This window comes from Pararobbsia alpina, from assembly GCF_902859895.1.
Classification (GTDB): Bacteria; Pseudomonadota; Gammaproteobacteria; order Burkholderiales; family Burkholderiaceae; genus Pararobbsia; species Pararobbsia alpina.
In genome coordinates, this window is the sequence record NZ_CADIKM010000007.1 from 135,875 (window position 1) to 156,036 (window position 20,162).

General features: G+C 65.1%; 15 protein-coding genes. 9 read left to right on the plus strand and 6 right to left on the minus strand.

The window, feature by feature from the left end:
• The first annotated feature begins 8 nt into the window (after positions 1 to 8).
• The 8 genes from HV670_RS10470 (at position 9) to HV670_RS10505 (ending at position 8,523) form a co-directional block, all read left to right on the plus strand.
• Entirely contained in the window at positions 9 to 869 is an 861-nt protein-coding gene (locus HV670_RS10470; RefSeq protein ID WP_175104714.1) for a DNA-methyltransferase, read from the plus strand.
• Complete coding sequence (gene trpA / locus HV670_RS10475) at positions 856 to 1,674, plus strand: tryptophan synthase subunit alpha (RefSeq protein WP_175104715.1); 819 nt, start codon at positions 856 to 858, stop codon at positions 1,672 to 1,674. Before HV670_RS10470 ends, trpA begins: the two co-directional genes overlap by 14 nt.
• Positions 1,675 to 1,795: 121 nt before the next feature.
• Complete coding sequence (gene accD / locus HV670_RS10480) at positions 1,796 to 2,668, plus strand: acetyl-CoA carboxylase, carboxyltransferase subunit beta (protein ID WP_175104716.1); 873 nt, start codon at positions 1,796 to 1,798, stop codon at positions 2,666 to 2,668.
• 88 nt (positions 2,669 to 2,756) lie between these two features.
• A complete protein-coding gene (folC, locus tag HV670_RS10485; RefSeq protein WP_175104717.1) occupies positions 2,757 to 4,079 on the plus strand; it encodes a bifunctional tetrahydrofolate synthase/dihydrofolate synthase in 1,323 nt (440 codons plus the stop codon).
• A gap of 142 nt (positions 4,080 to 4,221) precedes the next feature.
• Entirely contained in the window at positions 4,222 to 5,073 is an 852-nt protein-coding gene (locus HV670_RS10490; RefSeq protein WP_343054385.1) for an SPOR domain-containing protein, read from the plus strand.
• Between the two features lie 51 nt (positions 5,074 to 5,124).
• Complete coding sequence (locus HV670_RS10495) at positions 5,125 to 5,619, plus strand: CvpA family protein (RefSeq protein WP_175104719.1); 495 nt, start codon at positions 5,125 to 5,127, stop codon at positions 5,617 to 5,619.
• A 74-nt stretch (positions 5,620 to 5,693) separates the two neighbouring features.
• Positions 5,694 to 7,244: an amidophosphoribosyltransferase gene (purF, locus tag HV670_RS10500; RefSeq protein WP_175104720.1), complete on the plus strand. Its 1,551-nt coding sequence runs from the start codon at positions 5,694 to 5,696 to the stop codon at positions 7,242 to 7,244.
• A 61-nt stretch (positions 7,245 to 7,305) separates the two neighbouring features.
• Positions 7,306 to 8,523 (plus strand): O-succinylhomoserine sulfhydrylase, encoded by a 1,218-nt coding sequence (locus HV670_RS10505; RefSeq protein WP_175104721.1) that lies wholly within the window; start codon positions 7,306 to 7,308, stop codon positions 8,521 to 8,523.
• Between the two features lie 53 nt (positions 8,524 to 8,576).
• Here the strand turns inward: HV670_RS10505 and HV670_RS10510 are convergent, their stop codons facing one another.
• Entirely contained in the window at positions 8,577 to 9,356 is a 780-nt protein-coding gene (locus HV670_RS10510; protein WP_175104722.1) for an AraC family transcriptional regulator, read from the minus strand.
• A gap of 5 nt (positions 9,357 to 9,361) precedes the next feature.
• Positions 9,362 to 9,703 (minus strand): FKBP-type peptidyl-prolyl cis-trans isomerase, encoded by a 342-nt coding sequence (locus HV670_RS10515; RefSeq protein ID WP_175104723.1) that lies wholly within the window; start codon positions 9,701 to 9,703, stop codon positions 9,362 to 9,364.
• Positions 9,704 to 9,913: 210 nt separating this feature from the next.
• Here HV670_RS10515 and HV670_RS10520 point away from each other — a divergent pair, with 210 nt between their 5' ends.
• A complete protein-coding gene (locus tag HV670_RS10520) occupies positions 9,914 to 10,627 on the plus strand; it encodes a sensor histidine kinase (protein WP_175104724.1) in 714 nt (237 codons plus the stop codon).
• Here the strand turns inward: HV670_RS10520 and treY are convergent.
• The 4 genes from treY to glgX are packed head-to-tail and all read right to left on the minus strand — an operon-like array spanning position 10,597 to position 20,162.
• Positions 10,597 to 13,575, minus strand: a complete 2,979-nt coding sequence (treY, locus tag HV670_RS10525; RefSeq protein ID WP_175104725.1) for a malto-oligosyltrehalose synthase — start codon at positions 13,573 to 13,575, stop codon at positions 10,597 to 10,599. The two genes, HV670_RS10520 and treY, sit on opposite strands and share 31 nt — an antisense overlap.
• Positions 13,572 to 15,848 (minus strand): 4-alpha-glucanotransferase, encoded by a 2,277-nt coding sequence (gene malQ / locus HV670_RS10530; RefSeq protein WP_175104726.1) that lies wholly within the window; start codon positions 15,846 to 15,848, stop codon positions 13,572 to 13,574. The genes treY and malQ overlap by 4 nt, the downstream gene beginning before the upstream one ends.
• A complete protein-coding gene (gene treZ, locus HV670_RS10535; protein WP_175104727.1) occupies positions 15,845 to 17,905 on the minus strand; it encodes a malto-oligosyltrehalose trehalohydrolase in 2,061 nt (686 codons plus the stop codon). Before treZ ends, malQ begins: the two co-directional genes overlap by 4 nt.
• A 4-nt stretch (positions 17,906 to 17,909) precedes the next feature.
• Positions 17,910 to 20,162, minus strand: a complete 2,253-nt coding sequence (glgX, locus tag HV670_RS10540) for a glycogen debranching protein GlgX (RefSeq protein WP_175104728.1) — start codon at positions 20,160 to 20,162, stop codon at positions 17,910 to 17,912.

The window sequence follows — 20,162 nt, forward strand, 5'->3', positions numbered from 1 at the left end:
GTATGTCGATGCGTGACGATTTGCGTGAGACGGGCAACCCGGCCGCCGGCGGTTCGCCGGCGGCCGGCGTCGCGCTCAGGGAAGCAGGGGCCGTGGCCACCGACACGCCGTCGATGCTGCTGCACCACCGCGACTTCCTGATCGATGGGGTCAAACTGCCCGACCGGTCGTTCGACCTGATCGTGGCCGATCCGCCGTACGGACTCGGCAAGGACTACGGCAACGACTCGGACATGCGTTCGGGCGAGGATTTTCTCGCCTGGACGCGCGGCTGGCTCGACCTCGCGATGCCCAAGCTCAAGCCGCGCGGCTCCCTCTATATTTTCTGCACCTGGCAATACGCGCCGGAGATCTTCAGCTATCTGAAGACGCGGCTCACGATGGTCAACGAGATCGTCTGGGATCGCCGCGTGCCCAGCATGGGCGGCACGACACGGCGCTTCACCTCGGTGCACGACAATATCGGCCTGTTCGCGGTGTCGAAGGACTACTACTTCGACCTCGACCCGGTACGCATCCCCTACGACGCGGCAACCAAAAAGGCGCGCTCGCGACGCATTTTCGAAGGCAGCAAGTGGCTGGAGATCGGCTACAACCCGAAGGACATCTGGTCGGTCTCGCGACTGCACCGCCAGCATGCCGAACGGGTCGATCATCCGACGCAGAAACCGCTCGAGATCATCGAGCGGATGGTGCTGGCCAGTTGCCCGCCCGGAGGCACGGTGCTCGATCCCTTCATGGGGAGCGGCACCACCGCCGTCGCTTGCGCAAAGCATGGGCGCTGTTTTGTCGGCTATGAGATCAACGCCGACTATCACGCGGTCGCCCGACAACGAATTGCCGAGATCCCTCATCATGTCCCGAATTGAGAACACTTTCGCCGCGCTTGCCGCCCAGGGCCGCAAGGGCCTGATCCCGTTCATTACCGCGGGCGATCCCGAACCGGCCCGTACGGTCGAATATATGCACGCGCTCGCCATGGGCGGCGCCGACGTCATCGAGCTCGGCGTGCCGTTTTCCGACCCGATGGCCGACGGCCCGGTGATCCAGCGCTCCTCCGAGCGCGCACTGTCGCGCGGCGTGACGTTGCGCCGCGTGCTCGACGATGTGCGCACCTTCCGCAAGGATGATGCGCGCACGCCCGTCGTGCTCATGGGCTATGCGAACCCGATCGAGCGCATGGGTGTCGAGACGTTCGCGAAGGCGGCCGCCGAAGCCGGTGTCGACGGCGTGCTCGTGGTCGACTATCCGCCCGAGGAATCGCATGAATTCGCCTCGGAGCTTGCCAAACACGGACTCGATCCGATCTTCCTGCTCGCGCCGACTTCGGGCGACGACCGGATCGCCGCGGTGGCAAAGATCGCACGCGGCTATGTGTATTACGTCTCCCTCAAGGGGGTAACCGGTGCCGGAAATCTGGACGTTTCCAGTATCGCGAGTAAAATCCCGGCCATCAAATCGCGGGTATCGATTCCGGTTGGGGTCGGGTTCGGTATTCGCGACGCTCAGGCCGCGCAGAATGTCGCCGCGCATGCGGACGCTGTTGTGATCGGCAGCCGGATCGTACAATTACTCGAAGAGGCGGCGCCCGAAAACGCCGCGCAGACGCTGACGGACTTCATCGCCGGCGTGCGGCATGCGCTAGACGAGCTACCCGGGACCGTGGCGGCGTGAGGGCCGGCACGATCTTGCCGACCTGATCTCGCCCGCCTGAGCACCGTACCCGATTTGCCCGCGAGCGCGCCTGCTCGCGGCGCACCGGCCGCCTGGCCGATGCGACCATCAAGGAGTTTTAATGAGCTGGCTCGACAAACTGCTGCCGCCGAAGATCAAGCAAACCGATCCGGCAAGCCGCAAGAGCATTCCCGAAGGGCTGTGGATCAAGTGCCCGCAGTGCGAATCGGTGCTGTACCGGACTGACGTCGCGGCGAATCTCTCGGTCTGCCCGAAGTGCGACCATCATATGCGGATCAACGCGCGGGCCCGGCTCGACGCCTTGCTCGATCCTGAAGGCCGCTATGAGATCGGCCAGGAAGTGGTGCCGGTCGACCCGCTCAAGTTCAAGGACAGCCGCAAGTACACCGATCGTCTCAAGGAAGCGATGGACGAGACCGGCGAAACCGACGCGATGGTCGTGATGGGTGGTGCAATCCACACGCTGCCCGTGGTGGTGGCCTGCTTCGAATTCGCGTTCATGGGCGGCTCGATGGGCTCGGTCGTCGGCGAGCGCTTCGCGCGCGGTGCGCAGAATGCGCTCGAGCAGCAAGTGCCGTTCATCTGCGTGACGGCCTCGGGTGGCGCGCGGATGCAGGAAAGCCTGCTCTCGCTGATGCAGATGGCCAAGACCACGGCGATGCTCACGCGCCTGTCCGACGCGAAGCTGCCGTTCATCTCGGTGCTGACCGACCCGACGATGGGCGGGGTGTCGGCCAGTTTCGCCTTTCTCGGCGACGTCGTGATCGCGGAGCCGAAGGCGCTGATCGGGTTCGCGGGTCCGCGCGTGATCGAACAGACGGTTCGCGAAAAGCTGCCCGAAGGTTTCCAGCGTGCAGAATTTCTGCTGAAATCGGGCGCGATCGACATGATCGTCGACCGCCGCAAGATGCGCGAGGAAATCGCACGCCTGCTCGCGCTGCTCACGCGTCTGCCGGCCGACGCGGTGGCCTGAATCCCCTGGCCTGGACCAGGCACGCCGGCACGCTGTGCCGGCGATGATTCCTAAAGCGCGGCCCCGGCCGCGCTTGTTTTTTACGCTCATGACTACCTTCGCAAAGCTGGCCGACTGGCTCACGCATCTTGAAACCGCGCACCCGGTTGGCATCGACATGGGCCTGACCCGGATCGGTAAGGTCAAGGATGCGCTCGGCCTGAAGTTCGACTGTCCCGTCTTCACGGTCGGCGGAACCAATGGCAAGGGCTCGACCTGTGCCCTGCTCGAGACGATCCTGTTGCGCGCGGGCTACAAGGTCGGCTGCCATACTTCTCCGCATCTGCTTTCGTTCAACGAGCGCGCACGCCTGAACGGTGTGGACGCGAGCGACGAGGCTCTGCTCGAACATTTCGAGATCGTTGAAGCTGCGCGGCTGAGCCTGCGTGAGTCAGGCAATGAGCCGGTCACCCTCACGTACTTCGAATTCACGACGCTTGCGATCATGCATCTGTTCGCAAGCTTGGGGCTCGATGCGGTGATTCTGGAAGTCGGGCTCGGCGGGCGTCTCGATGCGGTCAACATCATCGATGCCGACTGCGCGATTATCGCGAGCATCGACATCGACCATGCCGACTATCTGGGCGACACACGCGAGAAGATCGCCTACGAGAAGGCCGGGATTTTCCGCGCCGGCCGGCCGGCCGTCTGCGGCGATCCGCTCGCGCCGCAGACGCTGATCGACCACGCGGCGCAGATCGGTGCGGACCTCTGGCTCGTCGGCCGCGACTTCCGCTACGATGCGCAGCCCGGTGCCGAACGCCAGCAATGGACCTACACGGGCCGCGCGCAAAAGCGCCCGGCGCTCGCCTATCCGGCCCTGCGCGGGGCAAACCAGTTGCTCAACGCATCCGCGGCGCTCGCCGCGCTCGAAGCGCTGCGCGACCGCTTGCCGGTCTCGGCGCAGGATGTCCGGCTCGGCCTCGCGACGGTCGAACTACCGGGTCGATTCCAGGTCGTGCCGGGCAAGCCGCAACTGATTCTCGATGTCGCGCACAATCCGCATGCGGCGGCCGTGCTCGCACAGAATCTCGGCAATATGGGCTACTTTCCGTACACCTATGCCGTGTTCGGCGCGATGAAGGACAAGGACATCGCGGGCATCGTGCGCCATCTCAAGGACGAGATTGACTTCTGGTTTGTGACGGATCTGCCGACGCCGCGCGCGGCCAGCGCCGCCGCACTTGAAGGCTATTTGCGCGATGCGGGTGTCATCGAGAGTACGGACGAGGGCGTTAAGACCTTCGACACGGCCGCATCGGCTTTCGCCGCGGCGCAAGAAATTGCGACTGAGAATGATAGAATCGTGGTTTTCGGATCACACATCACGGTAGCCGATGTCATGGCCTACCGAAAGCTCCAGCATCACTGACTCCCCCGACGGGATCCGCGCAGCCAATATGGGACTTTTCTCCTTCGGCAACAAAGACGCCTCAACGACGTCGGGGCGTGGCAACAGTGCATCCGGCGCTGGCTCCGGGCGCGCGAACCGGCGAAGCGAACGAGCCGAACGGATGGAGGCGAGCGAGGGGTTGCGCCGCCGCCGTCGCGGTGAGCCCGCCGACGCGAACATGCTCGATCCGACCCTGCCCGAGAAGCAGCGTGCGCGCCGGCGGCTGATCGGTGCAATCGCGCTTGTGCTGGCGGCCGTCGTGATCTTGCCGATGGTGCTCGACTCCCATCCCAGGCCGACGACCGACGGCATCGCAATCGAAATTCCCGCGCATGACGAAGCGCCCGCACCGGCCGCGCCCGCGCAAAGCTCGACGGCGGCCTACGAATCGGCGGCCGGCGATGGCGGCGACAGCGACGACTCGTCCGCGGCCACGGATGCCGCGACGCGGAGCACCGCCAACAGCACCGCGCCAGACTCCAAGGGCGCCGCGGCGAATCCAGGCGCGGAGAACGGTTTGAAGTCGGGCGGCGCGAAGTCCGCGGCTTCGGGCAAGCCAGCCGATTCAGGCAATTCCACTTTTTCGGGTAATTCGACGGCTGCGGCCAGCGCGTCGGATACCGCCGGCACCGCCACGGACAAGACAGGCAAGACCAGCAACGCCGATACGGCGGCGAGCCGCAAGACCACGGCGAAGGCGCCGACGGCCAACGATGCACCGCCGGCTGGCAGTCATTTTGTCGTGCAGATCGGTTCGTTCGCGGCCGACGCACCCGCGCAAGCCTGGGTGACCCGGTTGAAAGCGGCGGGTGTGCCCGCCTATGTGCAGCACATCCGCCAGGATGACGGAAGCGATCGGGTGCTGGTCCGTGCGGGCCCGTTTGCCGATCGGGCGGCCGCTGAGGCCGCCGTGCGCAAGGTGCGTTCGGTCGATGCTCCGACGGATGCCAGTGCGTCCGCGGCAAGCCAGTAGTGAGCATGCCGATGCGTTTTAGCCGACAATCCTGACCGGGGCGCTCGATCGATGTTGACGGGCTTCGATTTCGCAGTGCTGATCGTGATCGGCTTGTCGGCGCTGCGAGGATTATGGCGCGGACTGCTGTCCGAACTGTTCGCGCTGGCGGGCTATGTGGTGGCGTTTCTGGTCGCGCGGCACTACGTCGGCGTGGTGGCGGGATGGATTCCTCCGAACTGGCCGGGCGGCGAACTGACGCAATTGCTGTTAGCCTTCGGACTGCTGTTCGTCGCGACGATGCTGGTGATCGGGGTATTGGCGGCACTCGCCAACCAGGTCACCGAGGCGACCGGACTGCGCGCGGTGGACCGCTCGCTGGGGATGGTTTTCGGTCTCGCGCGCGGGGTTCTGCTGGTCCTGCTGCTGGTCGCGCTGGCGGGTCTCACGACGCTGCCCCAGCATGAATTTTGGCGCGACGGACTGCTGCGGCCCTATGCGGAACAGGGCGTGCGCGGATTGAAACCGCTGTTGCCGGACGCATTGGCAGCCTATGTGCACTATTGAGCGGTCACGTGCGCGGCGCCATGCAGGTCCCGCGAGCGCGATACAAAGGATTCGGTTTACTTGAAGGACGTGCCATGTGCGGCATAGTAGGTGTAGTTTCGAAGTCCCCTGTCAATCAGTTGATCTATGACAGCTTGCTGCTGCTGCAGCACCGGGGGCAGGATGCGGCCGGCATCGCTACGGCGAACGGCAGCAACTTCCATATGTACAAGGCGAACGGCATGGTCCGCGACGTGTTCCGCACGCGCAACATGCGATCGCTGCCGGGTAACACCGGCATCGGACAAGTTCGTTATCCGACCGCAGGCTCCGCGTCGAGCGAAGAGGAGGCCCAGCCGTTCTACGTGAACGCGCCATACGGGATCATCCTCGCGCACAACGGCAACCTCACCAACTGGCGACAGTTGAAGGAGGAGATGTTCCGGATCGACCGCCGCCACCTGAATACCAACTCCGATACCGAAGTTCTACTGAACGTGCTCGCGCACGAACTCCAGTTGACCAGTTCGGGTCTGTCGCTCGATCCGGACACGGTGTTCAACGCGGTCGGCGGTGTCCATCGCCGGGTCAAGGGTTCGTATGCGATCGTTGCGCTGATCGCTGGCTACGGCCTGCTGGCGTTCCGCGATCCGTTCGGCATTCGCCCGCTGTGTCTCGGCAAGCAGGAGACTGCGCAAGGCACGGAGTGGATCGTCGCTTCCGAGTCGGTCGCGATCGAAGGTGTCGGTTTCGAGTTCGTGCGCAACCTGCTGCCGGGCGAAGCGATCTACATCGACCTCGAAGGCAATCTGACGAGCCGCCAGTGCGCAGCGAAGCCGACGCTCAATCCGTGTATTTTCGAATTCGTCTACATGGCGCGTCCGGACTCGGTGCTCGACGGTGTGCCGGTCTACAACGCACGGCTGTTGATGGGCAACTATCTCGCCGAGAAGATCAAGCGTGAACTGCCCCACGTCGAGATCGACGTCGTCATGCCGATTCCCGACTCGAGCCGGCCTGCCGCGATGCAGGTCGCGAACAAGCTCGGGGTCGAGTATCGCGAAGGGTTCTTCAAGAATCGCTATGTCGGCCGCACCTTCATCATGCCCGGACAGGCCGTGCGCAAGAAGTCGGTGCGCCAGAAGCTCAACGCCATGGGTGTCGAGTTCAAGGGCAAGAACGTGCTGATCGTCGACGACTCGATCGTGCGAGGGACGACGAGCCAGGAAATCGTGCAGATGGCGCGCGATGCGGGCGCGACGAAGGTGATCTTCGCATCGGCCGCGCCGCCCGTGCGCTTCCCGAATGTGTATGGCATCGATATGCCGACGCGCAGCGAACTCGTTGCGCACGGCCGCACCAACGAGGAAGTCGCGCGGCTGATCGGCGCCGACCACCTGGTCTACCAGGACCTCGAGGACATGAAGCAGGCGGTGCGCGACATCAACCCGGCGCTGCTTGATTTCGAGGCCTCGTGTTTTGACGGCAACTACATCACCGGTGACGTGACGAGCGACTATCTCGACACTATCGAGCGTGCACGCTTGTTGCCGTCCGCACAGCAGGACCGCGACCCTGCCGGCGACGGCAGCCATGACGGCGATGGGCCGGCACGTTCGCAACTGCATTTACAATTGTCCGCTTGAGCCCTTGCGCGAGCTCTGATTTACCGGCGTCTACCGCCGGTTCGACTTCATCTATCGACATATGGACGACCTCACACCGAAGGAAGCGCTCGATTTCAGCGAACTGGGCTTCGATACGGCGGCCGTACGCGCTGGCACGCTGCGCACGGAATACAACGAGCATGCCGAAGCGCTCTTTCTGACCTCGAGCTTTTGTTTCAAGTCGGCGGCCGAAGCCGCCGAACGGTTTGCGAATTCAGAAGACTTCTTCACCTACTCCCGTTTCACCAACCCGACGGTGACGATGCTGCAAGACCGGCTCGCGGCGCTCGAAGGCGGCGAAGCCTGCATCGTGACCTCGTCGGGCATGAGCGCGATCCTGTCGATCGTGATGAGCGCGCTCAATGCGGGCGATCATCTGGTGAGCTCGCGCAGTATCTTCGGCTCATCGCTGAACCTCTTCGCGACGATCTTTTCGCGGTTCGGCATCACCACGACCTTCGTCGATCCGAACGATCTCGATGCGTGGCGCAAGGCTGTGCAGCCGAATACGCGGCTGTTCTTTCTCGAGTCGCCGTCGAACCCACTGACCGAGGTGTCCGACATTCGTGCGATCGGCGAGATCGCACGACAGGTGAATGCGTTGTACGTCGTCGACAACTGCTTCTGTACACCCGCCTTGCAGCGTCCGCTCGAATTCGGTGCCGATGTGGTCGTGCATTCCGCGACCAAATATATCGACGGGCAGGGCCGGGTGCTCGGCGGCGCGATCGTTGGCAAGCGCGATTTCGTGATGGGCAAGGTGTTCCCGTTCGTGCGGACCGCGGGTCCCACGCTCTCGGCGTTTAATGCGTGGCTCATGTTGCGCGGGCTCGAAACCCTGTCGATCCGCATGGAGCGCCAGTCGGCCAATGCGCTGAAGATTGCGCAGTGGCTCGAGACGCGGCCATGCATCAAGCGCGTCTGGTATCCGAAGCTCAGGTCGCATCCGCAACATGAGATCGCGATGCGCCAACAGAAGCTCGGCGGGGCACTGGTGGCCTTCGAACTCGAGGGCGATACGCCCGAGGCGCAGCGTGCGAATGCATGGCGGGTGATCGACCAGACACGCCTGTGCTCGATCACCGGCAATCTCGGCGACACACGGACCACCATCACGCATCCGGCGAGCACCACGCATGCGCGCGTCACGCCGGAAGCACGCGCGGCGGCGGGCGTGACCGAAGGCGTGATCCGACTGTCGGTCGGTCTCGAAGACCCGCAAGATATCTGCGACGATCTCGCACGCGGTACTGCATAGCGTGGAGCGGGGTGAGGGCGGGATGGCGTTCCGTACAGCCGTCCAGCCGCAGGCTAGGGCGCGGCCTCGGACATCCTCACGCCGCCGCGCCATCGTCCCGGCGTGATTCCAAAACGTGCCACGAACGCGTGAGTCAATGCACTCTGGTCGGTGAACCCCGTCGTGGCCGCGATATCGGCGAGCGAACGGCGTGCATCGTTCATCAGCCGCGCGGCCTGCTCGGTCCGCAGGCGCAACAGATAGCGATGAGGCGTGATGCCGAACTCGCCGACGAAACGGTCGTGGAAGGTGCGCACGCCACAGCCGCAGTGCGCGGCGAGATCAGGGATCGACAAGGGTTCGGCCAGGTGCGCACGCAGGAATGCATCGATGCGCGGCAGCGTAAAACGTACCCCATGCAGGCCGGTTTGCTGCGCACTGCGTACCAGCAAGGCGTCGCACAGTTGCGCGGCCGCCTGCCAGTGCGCAAACCGGTCGGCCCGCTCGGGCAACTGCGCGATGCTCATGACCCATTGCTGAAAGCGCGGATCGATCCGGATCAACGAAGCTTCCTCGAATAGCTGACGCGGCAGCGTCAGCGCATCGACCGGGACGTCGATGACGAGTTGCCGGTTGGGCCCGACCCCCAGATAGTCGTGCCGCTCGCCGGCCGGGATCACCATGCCGAGCGTCGTGTCGACGACGGCCGCGAGACCGTCGACGGCGAGTTCCATCGCGCCGTCGATGCCGAGCACGATCTGGTGATAGGCCCCGTGTGAATCGCTGGCGGCGACTTCGTCATAACTGCGCACCGCGACCATGGGCGACGCATAGACGGGGGTACCGCCAGCCATGGGGCTCAGATACCCAGCAATTCGACTTCGAAGACCAGCGTCGCATTCGGCGGAATCACACCACCCGCACCGCGCACGCCATAGCCGAGCTCGGGCGGGATCGTGAGCTTGCGCACGCCGCCGACCTTCATGCCCTGGACGCCTTCGTCCCAGCCGCGGATCACATGGCCTGCGCCCAGCGGGAATGAGAAAGGCTCATTGCGATCCTTGCTCGAATCGAACTTCTGTCCGTCGGTCAGCCAGCCCGTATAGTGGACGACGACGTTCGCGCCTTTCGTTGCTTCGTCGCCTGCCCCTTCGGTCAGGTCTTCATATTTCAAACCGGAATCGGTCGTAATTGCAGGCATTCTCGAGCCTCCTTAAATTGATCCGACATGGTACCTCAGCAGACGCGCAGAATCGCCAGGAGCACCCCTATAATCACCCTCAGATGATGACCAACGGAGATTCGTGCCTTGTCCGATTCGATGATCCCTTCCGGCTCGCCTTCCGTGGATCCGGCACCCGCCACCAGGCAGTCCGCTGTGGCCAGCTCCGTCCCCTCAGGCGTCGAAGCGATGCTCTCGCAAGAACGTGCCGCGCGCGTGCGCGCCGAAGCCCTGGTATTCGGGCGGGATCATGTCCTGTCAGTCGCCTCGCATGATCTGCGCGGGCCGCTCAATGCGATACATACCTGGGCACACGTGCTCGAGCGCAAGCTTGGCGATGCCGATCCTTCGCTGCACCGCGCCCTCGCCGGCATTCGCGCAGGGGTCGAACAGCAAGTCGAGCTCATCGAGAGGATCATCGACGCGCCGCGCATGGCGACGCGCCATCTTGCGCTTCATCGCAGCGATGTCGCGCTGAAGCCGCTCTGCGAGGATGTGCTCGCGAATGCGCGCCTCACACTCGGACCGGGCGAGATCACCCTTGAATGGGACGGCGAAGCGGTCCATGCGAATGCGGACCACGAGAGGCTCTGGCAGGCGTGGTGGTGCGTTCTGGCATTCGCGCGCCAACTCGAGAGTGAAGCGGCGGCGAGTGCCGCGACGCCGGGCGGCATCGGCCGGGCGAAAGATGCGCTTCACCTGCGGGTTTCGATCGAGCGGGGCAGCTGCGTGACGACGCTGGTCACCGCCGCGCCGATCCTCGATCGCGGGGTGATCGAGCAGGGCCTTGCGTTGCCCCGGCGCGTGGCGGATGCGCATGGCGGTCAATGTTCGGCCGAGCAGAATGAAGAGGCAGGCGAACTGACCATCGTCTATGTGTTCCCGCTCTCGGTACGGACTTGAGTCTGGATTTGAGAGGCTGACCCCTCGTTCGACAGCAACGCGACCGGCAGGGCGGCCAGCACTTCGCTAAGCGGCAATGAAGCTGCTGCTTCGAACGCATGGTCTGCGAGTACGTCTGTGAATCGGTCTCTCACGAGTTCCGGAATCACGAGCCGCGTATCCGCCCAGTCGGAGGGCTTGATTATCGGTTGGTCTGCATTGCCAAGCACCGTACCGGGCAGCCGGCTCGCAACGGCGATCGCCATACTGCCGTCCATACGGGACATGCGCGCGAAGGCGATGGCGTGCCTGTCCATCGGGCCTTTGATCACAAGCGGCAAATAGTCGCCCCCGACGAATAGATCGGGATGCCGCGTTCTCAGCGCGAGCGCGGACCGGATGATCGCGAGCTTGACACGTCCGTCACGCCAGTCTGCCAGCAAACCCGCCGGCGAGCCCGCCTCGAGTGCCGCGCGCCTGAGCGCGAAGTCGACAGGCCGTCGGTTGTCGGGATCCACCATCGAGAAATCCCAGAGCTCCGTGCCCTGATAGAGATCGGCAATGCCGGGGCTCGCGAGCCGCAGCAGGGTCTGCTGCAGGCTGTTGATTGCGCCGGCCGCCGCGATCTGACCGACGAACAAGGCCAGTTCGCCGAGAAAGCCCTGGCGTTGCGAGGGTGCGAGAATCGCCAGCAGGAAGTCGTGACAGGCGGTCTCGTAGGCCGCATTGGGTGTAAACCAGTCCGTGCGCAACTTGGCCTCGCGCAGCGCTTTTTCGAGCCATGCGGCAACGCGTTCGCCGAAGGACTGGACACCTTGCGCGTCCTCCGGTGAGAGGTCGAGCGGCCAGGCGCCGACGAGCGCTTCATAGAGCATGGCCTCGGTCGACGCTTCGGGGTCGCGAAGGTCGAGGCCGTCATCCGAGGTGGCCGGGTTTGTCTGCCGCGAGCTCCGGGATAGCGGGGATACTTGCGCCCCCGATGTCATCCTTGCATCCGATTTCGCTCGCGGCGTCTTGTGGACCGCGTTCAGCGATCGCCAGTGCGCGACCGTCGCGGCCCAGCGTTCGGGGATTTCGCTGATGACCGCAAGCCGCGCGCGCGTATCCTCGCCGCGCTTGTGATCGTGCGTCGCCGTCGTGAGCCACGCACGCGGAAAATCGCGTGCACGCGCGGCGGTGACTTCATGAAACGCCCCCGGGGTCAGTGCAATTTCCGAAGGATTTGCACCGACCTCGTTGCGCGATAGCAGGCGGCCATATCGATAGCAGACGGTATCCTCGACGGCCTTCGCGGCAGTGGGGGACGTGAGCTGGGAAAACACGATCAACGCCGCGCGCCGGTGGGAGCCCGCCGGCGTCGGATACGCGGGAGCGCCGCCGGCCGAAGCCGGCGTGGTACCTGCGCCATTCGCTTGGCCGATGCTCGTGCCGCTTTCATTCCCACTTCCTCCGAGCCAGCCGTCGAGCCGTTCGAGCATCGCTTCGTCGGCATGCCGTAATTGCGCGCGCGCGCCTTCACGCGCCCTGTCGAAGAAGCGGTTGTCCTCGGCACTGCGCGTGCCGTTTTCCGGGTAGATCCGGTAGACGGGAAAATGCACCACATACTCGGTCAGCACGCGCTTGATCGAACCGAAGGTATTGTCGCGCGTCGCAATATCGTCGCGTGCGATGCGGTGCAGCGCACGCGTGCTGCGATCGACTTCGGCCGCGAGATTCTCGGCGAGCATCTGACGCTTCGCGCGCAAGGCCTGGGCCTCGAACGACAAGGCCGATGCGCCCGGCAAGGCGCGCCACCACGCCTCGAGCGGTGCCGCGCCCGACGGATCGTGCAACAGGGCGCCCACTTGATCCATGAAGTCGTAGCCGGTCGTGCCGTCGATCCCCCAGTCCGTCCGCATGGGTTCGTCGCGCGCGAGGATCTTCTCGACCACCAGCGGTGCCGGTTCCTCGCGCAGTCCCGCCGGCCGCAGGCTGCGCAACTGATCGAGCCGCAGCCGCAGCCGCTGACAGTACTCGCGCGGTTCGGCGAGCCCGTCGACGTGGTCAACGCGCACGCCGTCGATCTCGCCTTGCGCGTAGAGCCTGAAGATCAACGCATGGCTCGCCTCGAACACTTCAGGTCGTTCGACGCGCATGCCGATCAGTGCCGAGATATCGAAGAAGCGCCGCCAGTTGACTTCGTCCGAGGCGGTGCGCCACCAGGCGAGCCGGAAGTGCTGGCGCTCGAGCAGCCGATGCAGGACCTCGGGTGCCGCATGCGCCTCGAGCACCGCATCGAGCGCGGACCGGCGGCCCGCATCGGTCGCGAAAGCGCGCAGGCGTTCGTGTGCCGCCGCGGCGCGCGGGCGGTCCTCAGGCTGGCTGCCGAGCTGATGGAAGCTCTCGATGAGCGGAGCAAGTGCCGGCGCGTCGGCCGTGCGAAACATCGACGCATAGTCAGTCGGGCAGATCGGAAAACGATGCGGGCCGTATTCGACGAGAAACTGTGCACGTTCGCTGTCCCAGCCGAGCACGATCTTGCGCGCCTGGAGTTCCTCTCCATACGGGCCGCCCAGAAACGGCGCAAGGACCTTGCCGCGCAGGGCCGGATCGGGCGAATGCCAGTCGACGTCGAAGTAGCGTGCGAATTCGCTATGCCGGCCCCACGTGAGGATGTCGAGCCACCATGCGTTGTGCGCGCCGCCCACACCCATATGGTTCGGCACGATGTCGACGACGAGGCCCATGCGATGGGCCCTGAGCTTCGCGACCAGCCTGCCGAGTGCGGCCTCGCCGCCGAGTTCCGGATTGACCCGCGCATAATCGACCGTGTCATAGCCATGCGTCGAGCCAGGCTGCGCGGTCGTGATCGGCGACGCGTAGAGGTGGCTGACGCCGAGCGCCGCAAAATAGTCGACGAGCGCGGCCGCATCTTCGAAAGTGAAGCCACGATGGAACTGCAGGCGGGCGGTCGAGCGCAGGGCAGTCATAGGCTTTGGAAGAGGTTGCGGATCGCCAGCAGCCGGTCGGCGAGCATCGGTTCTTCGAGTAGCGCATCGAGTGGTGCGGCGATCCGGCGGCGCCAGTTCGGATGTTCGTCGGTCGAACCGGGTAGGTTCGGTTGTTCGGCCAGCCCGAGCAGATCTTCGAGCGGATAGATGACGAGCGGCGCCGCGGTCAGGGTGATGAACGCCAGCGCCTCGTCGACCGGCGCTTCTGCGGGGGGCGGCACACCGGCCGGTGCAAGCCCCGCTTGCTGGAACGCGGCCCAGAGCAGGCCGCGGTCCCGCACCCGTTCGAGATGGGCGCGCGCGACCGGGTCTTCATCGCTGCCCGCGGGCCGTGCGGTCTGTCCGATACGATCACGCCAGTCGATATCGTCGCCCGCCCACCAGCCCTTGATCGTCGGCAGGTCATGCGTGGTCGTGGTTGCCACGGCATGGGTCGACCACTTTGCGGGTTCGATGAACGGTTCCACTGGCGATGTTTTCAGCTCGTCGGTCCCCTTCGCAGGGGGGGCGGCAGCCATGGCGCTGTCCTTGGGCTGCTCGTCGGCTTTGTTCTCGATCTTGCCCTTCGCCACACGCCGCTCGAACCACAACACCCGAATGCCGAGCAGTTCGTTGTCGGCGAGCCGTTCGCGCATGCCGGATGGCACCGTGCCGAGATCTTCGCCGATCACGATCGCCCGATGGCGCCACGATTCGAGGGCGATCAGGCGCATCAGGTCTTCGAACGGACAGTGAAGATAGGCACCATCGCGCGCGCTCGATCCGTCGGGCACGAGCCAGAGCCGGCGCAGGCCGAGAATGTGGTCGATGCGCAGGCCGCCCGCATGAGCGAACGCCGCACGCAGCATATCGAGAAATGCGCTGAAGCCCTGCGTGACCATCCCGCGTGGCGAGAACGTCGTGAGACCCCAGGCTTGTCCGGACTGATTGAACAGATCGGGCGGTGCGCCGACCGACACACCCTTCAGCATCTCGCGCGGATAGCTCCATGCGTGACTGCCCGCACTGTCGCAGCCGACCGCGAGATCGGCGACCAGGCCGACCGCCATGCCGGCCGCACGCGCCTCGGCCCGCGCGCGCGCGAGGCCGCGTTCGGCCAGCCACTGAAGGAAGACATGGAAGGTGACTTCGTCGGGCGTGGCAGCCACGGCCTCGGCGACCGCGGGACTCGCGGGATCGCGCAGCGCCGGGGGCCAGTTGCGCCAGTAACCCTGGTCAGGCGATTGCGCGAGCAACGCACCCTGGATCACCTCGAAGCGTGCATGGTCCTCGAGCGGATGGCCGCCGCGCCGACGAAATGTATCGAGCGCCAGACCCGGCGCATTGCCGAACTGGCCCGCGCGCAGTCCATCGAACAGTCTGCGCAGGATCGACAGCCGAGCGCTTGCTGCTTGAGGCCAATCGATCAGCGACCGGCTTTCGAGGTCGGCGAGCGTGCCGCCGAGCCGCAGATCGTGGATGGCGGCCTGTACGGCAGCCGTGCCGAATGCTTCGGCCGGATCGATATGCAATACATTGAGGAACAGCCGGCTCGACGGCGAATAGGGGCTGAACTTGTGGGGTTCGGCCGAGAACATCGCATGCACGGGGCTCAGGGCGAGCACATCGCCGCCTGCCCGGCCGATCTGCTGCGCCGCGCGGCCAAGCGCGCTGTATGTGCCGATGCCGCCGTCGCCCGGTTCGCGCAGACCATACAGCTGAACACCGATCCCCCAGCCGCGCGCACCGCGGCCGCCAGGTGAATCCGGGCGCTCGACCCTGCCCGCCGCCCGCATGGCATCGGCGACGCCAAAGCAATGGGTAGGGGCGACCGCCAGCGTACAGCGCCGGTCATTGAGCGTCAGGGTGTGATAGCCGCTTTCAGGAACGGGGGACAGCATGGCGCGTTCGCCTTTCGGCACCGAAATCATCCCCTCGATCATTCCGCCTTGCTCGAGGTCGATCCGGTAGCGCGTGCCCGATTTCGTCGCCGTCACCGGCAGCGCGATCGCGCGCCCGACCTCGGCCGTTATCAGCAGCGGCAGATGAGACGAACGCTGCTCGGCGTCGAGCAGCGCGAGGCTTTCGCGCGCCTGCGCAGTGCTTGTGCAAGGCAGTCCGAGCCGATCGAGCAGGACTCTGAGCACTTCGTCGGAAACGCGCTGGGGCTGATGCTGGGCATTTTTCCAGACGACTTCGATGCCGGCGCGCTCCGCGAGCTCGCTGACGAGTTTGCTGCTGGCGGCGCGAACGGGGCGGGGCGTATCCGTCATGCGCGGGTCTCCGGGTGGGAGTGCAGAAAGTCCAGCAGGTCCCCTGTGAGCCAGGCCACGGCCGCGTGTGGCGGCAGCCGGTCCGTGCCGAGGTGATCGCGTACGCGATCCGGGGTTTCGAAGATGATCTTGCCCGCGGGCATCTTGCCGAGCGACACGGCGTGATCGCCGAGATTGATCGCAATCGTCAGCACTTCGCCGTCGCCAAGTTGCCATTGCGCGCATACACCACCGCCCTTGCCATGGCCGCTGCTGACACCGATGGTGTCGGGGCTTGTCGATACACCGGGCGAACGGCTCTCGAATACGCCAGGGGAGCTTCCCGGCATACGGCGTGCAGCAAGCAGTGCCGCACTTTCTCCATCGAGCGCGGCGGGCTCCTGGAGTACCTGCGCGCCGAGCGATTTGCTGCGCTTGAGCCGGGGCACGAGCAGCCGGGTGCGCACGGCCAATGCCGACTGATAAAAGTGACGCCATTCACGGGCGTGACGTGTCGGGCTGTCTGTCGAATCCTCGCTGGCGACACTTGTCACGGCAGGTCCGGCAGAAGCATCCGTATCCGGCATCGGTACACCTGAGCGTTCGAAGGTGCGTGGATCGTTCGGATCCGGAATATGTTCGCGCCGCTCCGGGTTCGAGAACACCGCGAATTTGGCAAACTCCCTGCGCCGGCCTTCACGGACCGCATCGGCGAGGTCGCCCATATAGTCGGTGAAGAACAGGAAGGGCCGCGTGCTGCCATTCTCTTCGTCCATGAACAGCATCGGAATCTGTGGCGAGAGCAGTAACAGTGCGACGGCCGCGCGCAGTGCGCCGGGTTCGGCAAGTAGCGTGAGCCGCTCGCCCATCGCGCGGTTGCCGACCTGGTCGTGGTTCTGCAGGAACGAGATGAAGGCAGACGGCGGCAGGCCGGCACTCGGTTCGCCGCGCGGCTTGCCATCGTGGATCGGCGAGGGCTCGCCCTGGTAGACGAAGCCTTCCGCGAGAGCTCGCGCAAGTTTGGTGGCCGGCGCTTCGGCAAAGGCGCTGTAGTAGCTCTCGGTCTCGCCAGTCAGCATCACATGCAGCGTGTTGTGGAAGTCGTCGTTCCACTGCGCGTTGAAATTGCAGGCTTCGGCGGACGTGCAGGTGAGCAGGCTCGCGGTGTTCTCTTCGTTTTCGAGCATGAGATGGACATGGCGGTCGCGCTCGATCGAACGTCGGATGTGTTCGGCGACCTCGCGCAGCCAGGCCGGGTTGTGGATCGCATGCACCGCATCGAAGCGCAGGCCGTCGACGCGGTATTCATGGACCCAGTACAGCGCGTTCTCGATGAAATACTGGCCGACCTCGGGGCGGTCGAAGTCGATCGCGGGTCCCCACGGGGTGTGACGGCCTTCCTTGAAGAACGGTTCGGCATAGCTGCGCAGGTAGTTGCCGTCCGGCCCGAAGTGGTTGTAGACGACATCGAGAAAAACCTGCAGGCCATGGCCATGCGCAGTGTCGATCAGTGCCTTCAGTTCGTCGGGCGTGCCGTAGGCCGAGTCGGGTGCGAAAGGCAGCACCCCGTCATAGCCCCAGTTGCGGCGCCCCGGAAAATCGTTGAGCGGCATCAGTTCGATCGCGGTGATGCCGAGCGCCGCGAGTTCGGGTAGCCGTGCCTTCACGCCGTTGTAGCCGCCCATTGCACCGACGTGCAACTCGTAGAGCACGGTTTCTTCCCAGCGGCGGCCATGCCAGTGTGAATGGATCCAGCGGTAGGCGCAGGGATCGAAGACCGCGCTCGGCCCGTGCACGTCCTGGGGCTGCCAGCGCGAGGCCGGATCGGGCACCGCGAGATTCGCGTCGAGGCGATAGCGATAAAGCGCCCCTGGACCGCAATGGGCTTCCACGTCGAACCAGCCCTCGGAGGAGCGCGTCATCGCGTGTGTTTCACCGCCTTCGATCTCGAGCTCGACATGGTCGCGCGACGGTGCCCAGAAACGAAAGCGCGTTTTGCCGCCGCCGATCGACTGTGCGCCGAACGGCAAGGTATGGCGATGATGGTGCACGCGTGGGTCGACGACTCGATCTGACATGGGGTTAGTCCTGCGTCGCTGGGTCGGCCGCTGCCTGGGGTGTCGCTGCTGCGCCGAATCCGCCAACCAGCAGACTTAGCGGATTTCGTGCCCGATACAGCACGACGCTGTGCGCGCCGACGGTCGCGGACGACTCGCGCGGTTCGCCGTCGGGTTCCGCGCTGTCGAGTAACGGCTCCCATTCGAGTGGGGGAGCGGGCAAGGTGATCGTCACCGCCTCGCTGCGGCTGTTGAACACCAGCAGGAGCACCTCGATGCCTTCGCTGTCGCGATCGCTCTGCGCTGCCTCGCTTGCGAAACCCGCACGCCGGCAGACAAGCACTTGCTCGCTCGGGTCTTCCCAATGTTCGGGGGTCGGCCGCTGGCCATCGATGTCGAACCAATCAATATCGCGTACGCCGGGAAGAATTTCCCGATCGCCGTACAGAAAGCGCGGCTCGCGCAGCAGGTAGTGTTCGCGCCGCAGCCGGGTCAGGCGCGCGACATAGTGTGTGAGCGCGACACCCTCGGGGCGGCTCGCCGCGCGCCAGTCGAGCCACGACACTGCGTTGTCCTGACAGTAGGCGTTGTTGTTGCCGGACTGGCTGCGGCCGAATTCGTCGCCCGCGAGCAGCATCGGCGTGCCGAGCGAAAGAAAGGGCGTCGCGATCAGCGCGCGTACCAGGCGCGCGCGCAAGGCGAGGACGTCGGGATCGTCGGTCGCTCCCTCCACGCCACAGTTGAAGCTGCAGTTCTCGTTGTGACCGTCGCGGTTATCCTCGCCGTTGTCTTCGTTGTGCTTGTCGTTATAGGCGACCACGTCGGCAAGCGTAAAACCGTCGTGCGCGGCGACGAAGTTCACGGTGGACCATGGACGCCGGTGGCAGTGGTTGAACAACTCTGCTGAACCGGTCAGGCGGCTCGCCAGATCGGGCCGCTGGCCCGAATCACCGCGCCAGTAGCGCCGCACGCCGTCGCGGAAGCGGTCGTTCCACTCCCCCCAGCCGGGCGGATGCCGGCCGACCTGGTAGCCGCCGGGACCGATATCCCAAGGCTCCGAGATCAGCTTGAGGCAGTTGAGTATCGGGTCCTGGCGGATCGCGTCGAAGAAGCCCGCGCCCGGATCGAAGCCGTGGTGCTCGCGGCCGAGCGTGGCGCCGAGATCGAAACGGAAGCCGTCGACGTTGTACGAGATTGCCCAGTGGCGCAGCGAGTCCATGATCATCTGGAGCACGCGCGGATGAGCGGCGTTGATCGTGTTGCCGCAGCCCGTATCGTTGATCTGGTGGCGCTCGTCGCCTTCGACGAGCCGGTAGTAGCTCGTATTGTCGAGGCCGCGCCACGACAGTGTCGGCCCGAGTTCATCGGCTTCGCACGTATGGTTATAGACGACGTCGAGCAACACCTCGATGCCGGCCGCATGGAGCCTGCGGATGGCGACACGCAGTTCGTTCGTCCCACCGCCCGACAGATAGCCGGTTTCGGGCGCGAAGAACGACAAGGTGTTGTAGCCCCAGTAATTGCGCAGGCCGCGCGCGAGCAGAAAGCGGTCGTGAACGAATGCGTGGATCGGCATCAGTTCGAGCGTCGTCACGCCGAGGCGCTGCAGGTGCTCGATGAAGGCCGGGGCGCCGAGCGCGGCGAAGGTGCCGCGCTCGGGCGGGCGCACATCGTCGCGCAATATCGAGAGCCCGCGCACGTGTGCCTCGTAGATGACGGTGTCGGCCCAAGGCACGTTCGGACGACGGTCGAGCGACCAGTCGAACGATTCGGCCGTCACGATCGATTTGGGCACCGCGGGCGCCGAGTCGCGCCGATCCATCGAGAGATCGACGCGGTTCGACTGGCGGCGATAGCCGAACAGGCTGTCCGACCAGTGCACGGGTCCGGAAAGCTGGCGCGCATAGGGGTCGACGAGCAGCTTGTGCGGGTTGAAACGCATGCCGCGCTGCGGGTGGTATGCGCCATGCGCGCGAAAGCCGTAGCGCAGGCCCGGCTGCGCGCCGGGCAGATAGCCGTGCCAGACCTCATCGGTGCATTCGGGCAGGGTGAGGCAGGCGACTTGCTTGCGCCCGGACACGTCGAATACACAGAGCTCGATGCGCTCGGCATTGGCCGAAAACACGGCGAAATTCACGCCCAGGCCATCCCAGCTTGCGCCGAGCGGAAAAGGGGAGCCCGTGAGCAGCCGGTCAGCGAAAGGCTGGTGGCTTCTGCCAGCTCGGGTCGAGGCTCCGGCGGATTGCCGCGCATTCGCGGCAGGGTCGACGTCACTCAT

What these genes read in the sequence shown, in the direction of transcription:
- HV670_RS10470 (WP_175104714.1), top strand. Translation starts at nt 9, where the DNA reads ATGCGTGACGATTTGCGTGAGACGGGCAACCCGGCCGCCGGCGGTTCG.
- trpA (WP_175104715.1), top strand. Translation starts at nt 856, where the DNA reads ATGTCCCGAATTGAGAACACTTTCGCCGCGCTTGCCGCCCAGGGCCGC.
- accD (WP_175104716.1), top strand. Translation starts at nt 1,796, where the DNA reads ATGAGCTGGCTCGACAAACTGCTGCCGCCGAAGATCAAGCAAACCGAT.
- folC (WP_175104717.1), top strand. Translation starts at nt 2,757, where the DNA reads ATGACTACCTTCGCAAAGCTGGCCGACTGGCTCACGCATCTTGAAACC.
- HV670_RS10490 (WP_343054385.1), top strand. Translation starts at nt 4,222, where the DNA reads ATGGAGGCGAGCGAGGGGTTGCGCCGCCGCCGTCGCGGTGAGCCCGCC.
- HV670_RS10495 (WP_175104719.1), top strand. Translation starts at nt 5,125, where the DNA reads ATGTTGACGGGCTTCGATTTCGCAGTGCTGATCGTGATCGGCTTGTCG.
- purF (WP_175104720.1), top strand. Translation starts at nt 5,694, where the DNA reads ATGTGCGGCATAGTAGGTGTAGTTTCGAAGTCCCCTGTCAATCAGTTG.
- HV670_RS10505 (WP_175104721.1), top strand. Translation starts at nt 7,306, where the DNA reads ATGGACGACCTCACACCGAAGGAAGCGCTCGATTTCAGCGAACTGGGC.
- HV670_RS10510 (WP_175104722.1), bottom strand. Translation starts at nt 9,356, where the DNA reads ATGGCTGGCGGTACCCCCGTCTATGCGTCGCCCATGGTCGCGGTGCGC.
- HV670_RS10515 (WP_175104723.1), bottom strand. Translation starts at nt 9,703, where the DNA reads ATGCCTGCAATTACGACCGATTCCGGTTTGAAATATGAAGACCTGACC.
- HV670_RS10520 (WP_175104724.1), top strand. Translation starts at nt 9,914, where the DNA reads ATGCTCTCGCAAGAACGTGCCGCGCGCGTGCGCGCCGAAGCCCTGGTA.
- treY (WP_175104725.1), bottom strand. Translation starts at nt 13,575, where the DNA reads ATGACTGCCCTGCGCTCGACCGCCCGCCTGCAGTTCCATCGTGGCTTC.
- malQ (WP_175104726.1), bottom strand. Translation starts at nt 15,848, where the DNA reads ATGACGGATACGCCCCGCCCCGTTCGCGCCGCCAGCAGCAAACTCGTC.
- treZ (WP_175104727.1), bottom strand. Translation starts at nt 17,905, where the DNA reads ATGTCAGATCGAGTCGTCGACCCACGCGTGCACCATCATCGCCATACC.
- glgX (WP_175104728.1), bottom strand. Translation starts at nt 20,162, where the DNA reads ATGAGTGACGTCGACCCTGCCGCGAATGCGCGGCAATCCGCCGGAGCC.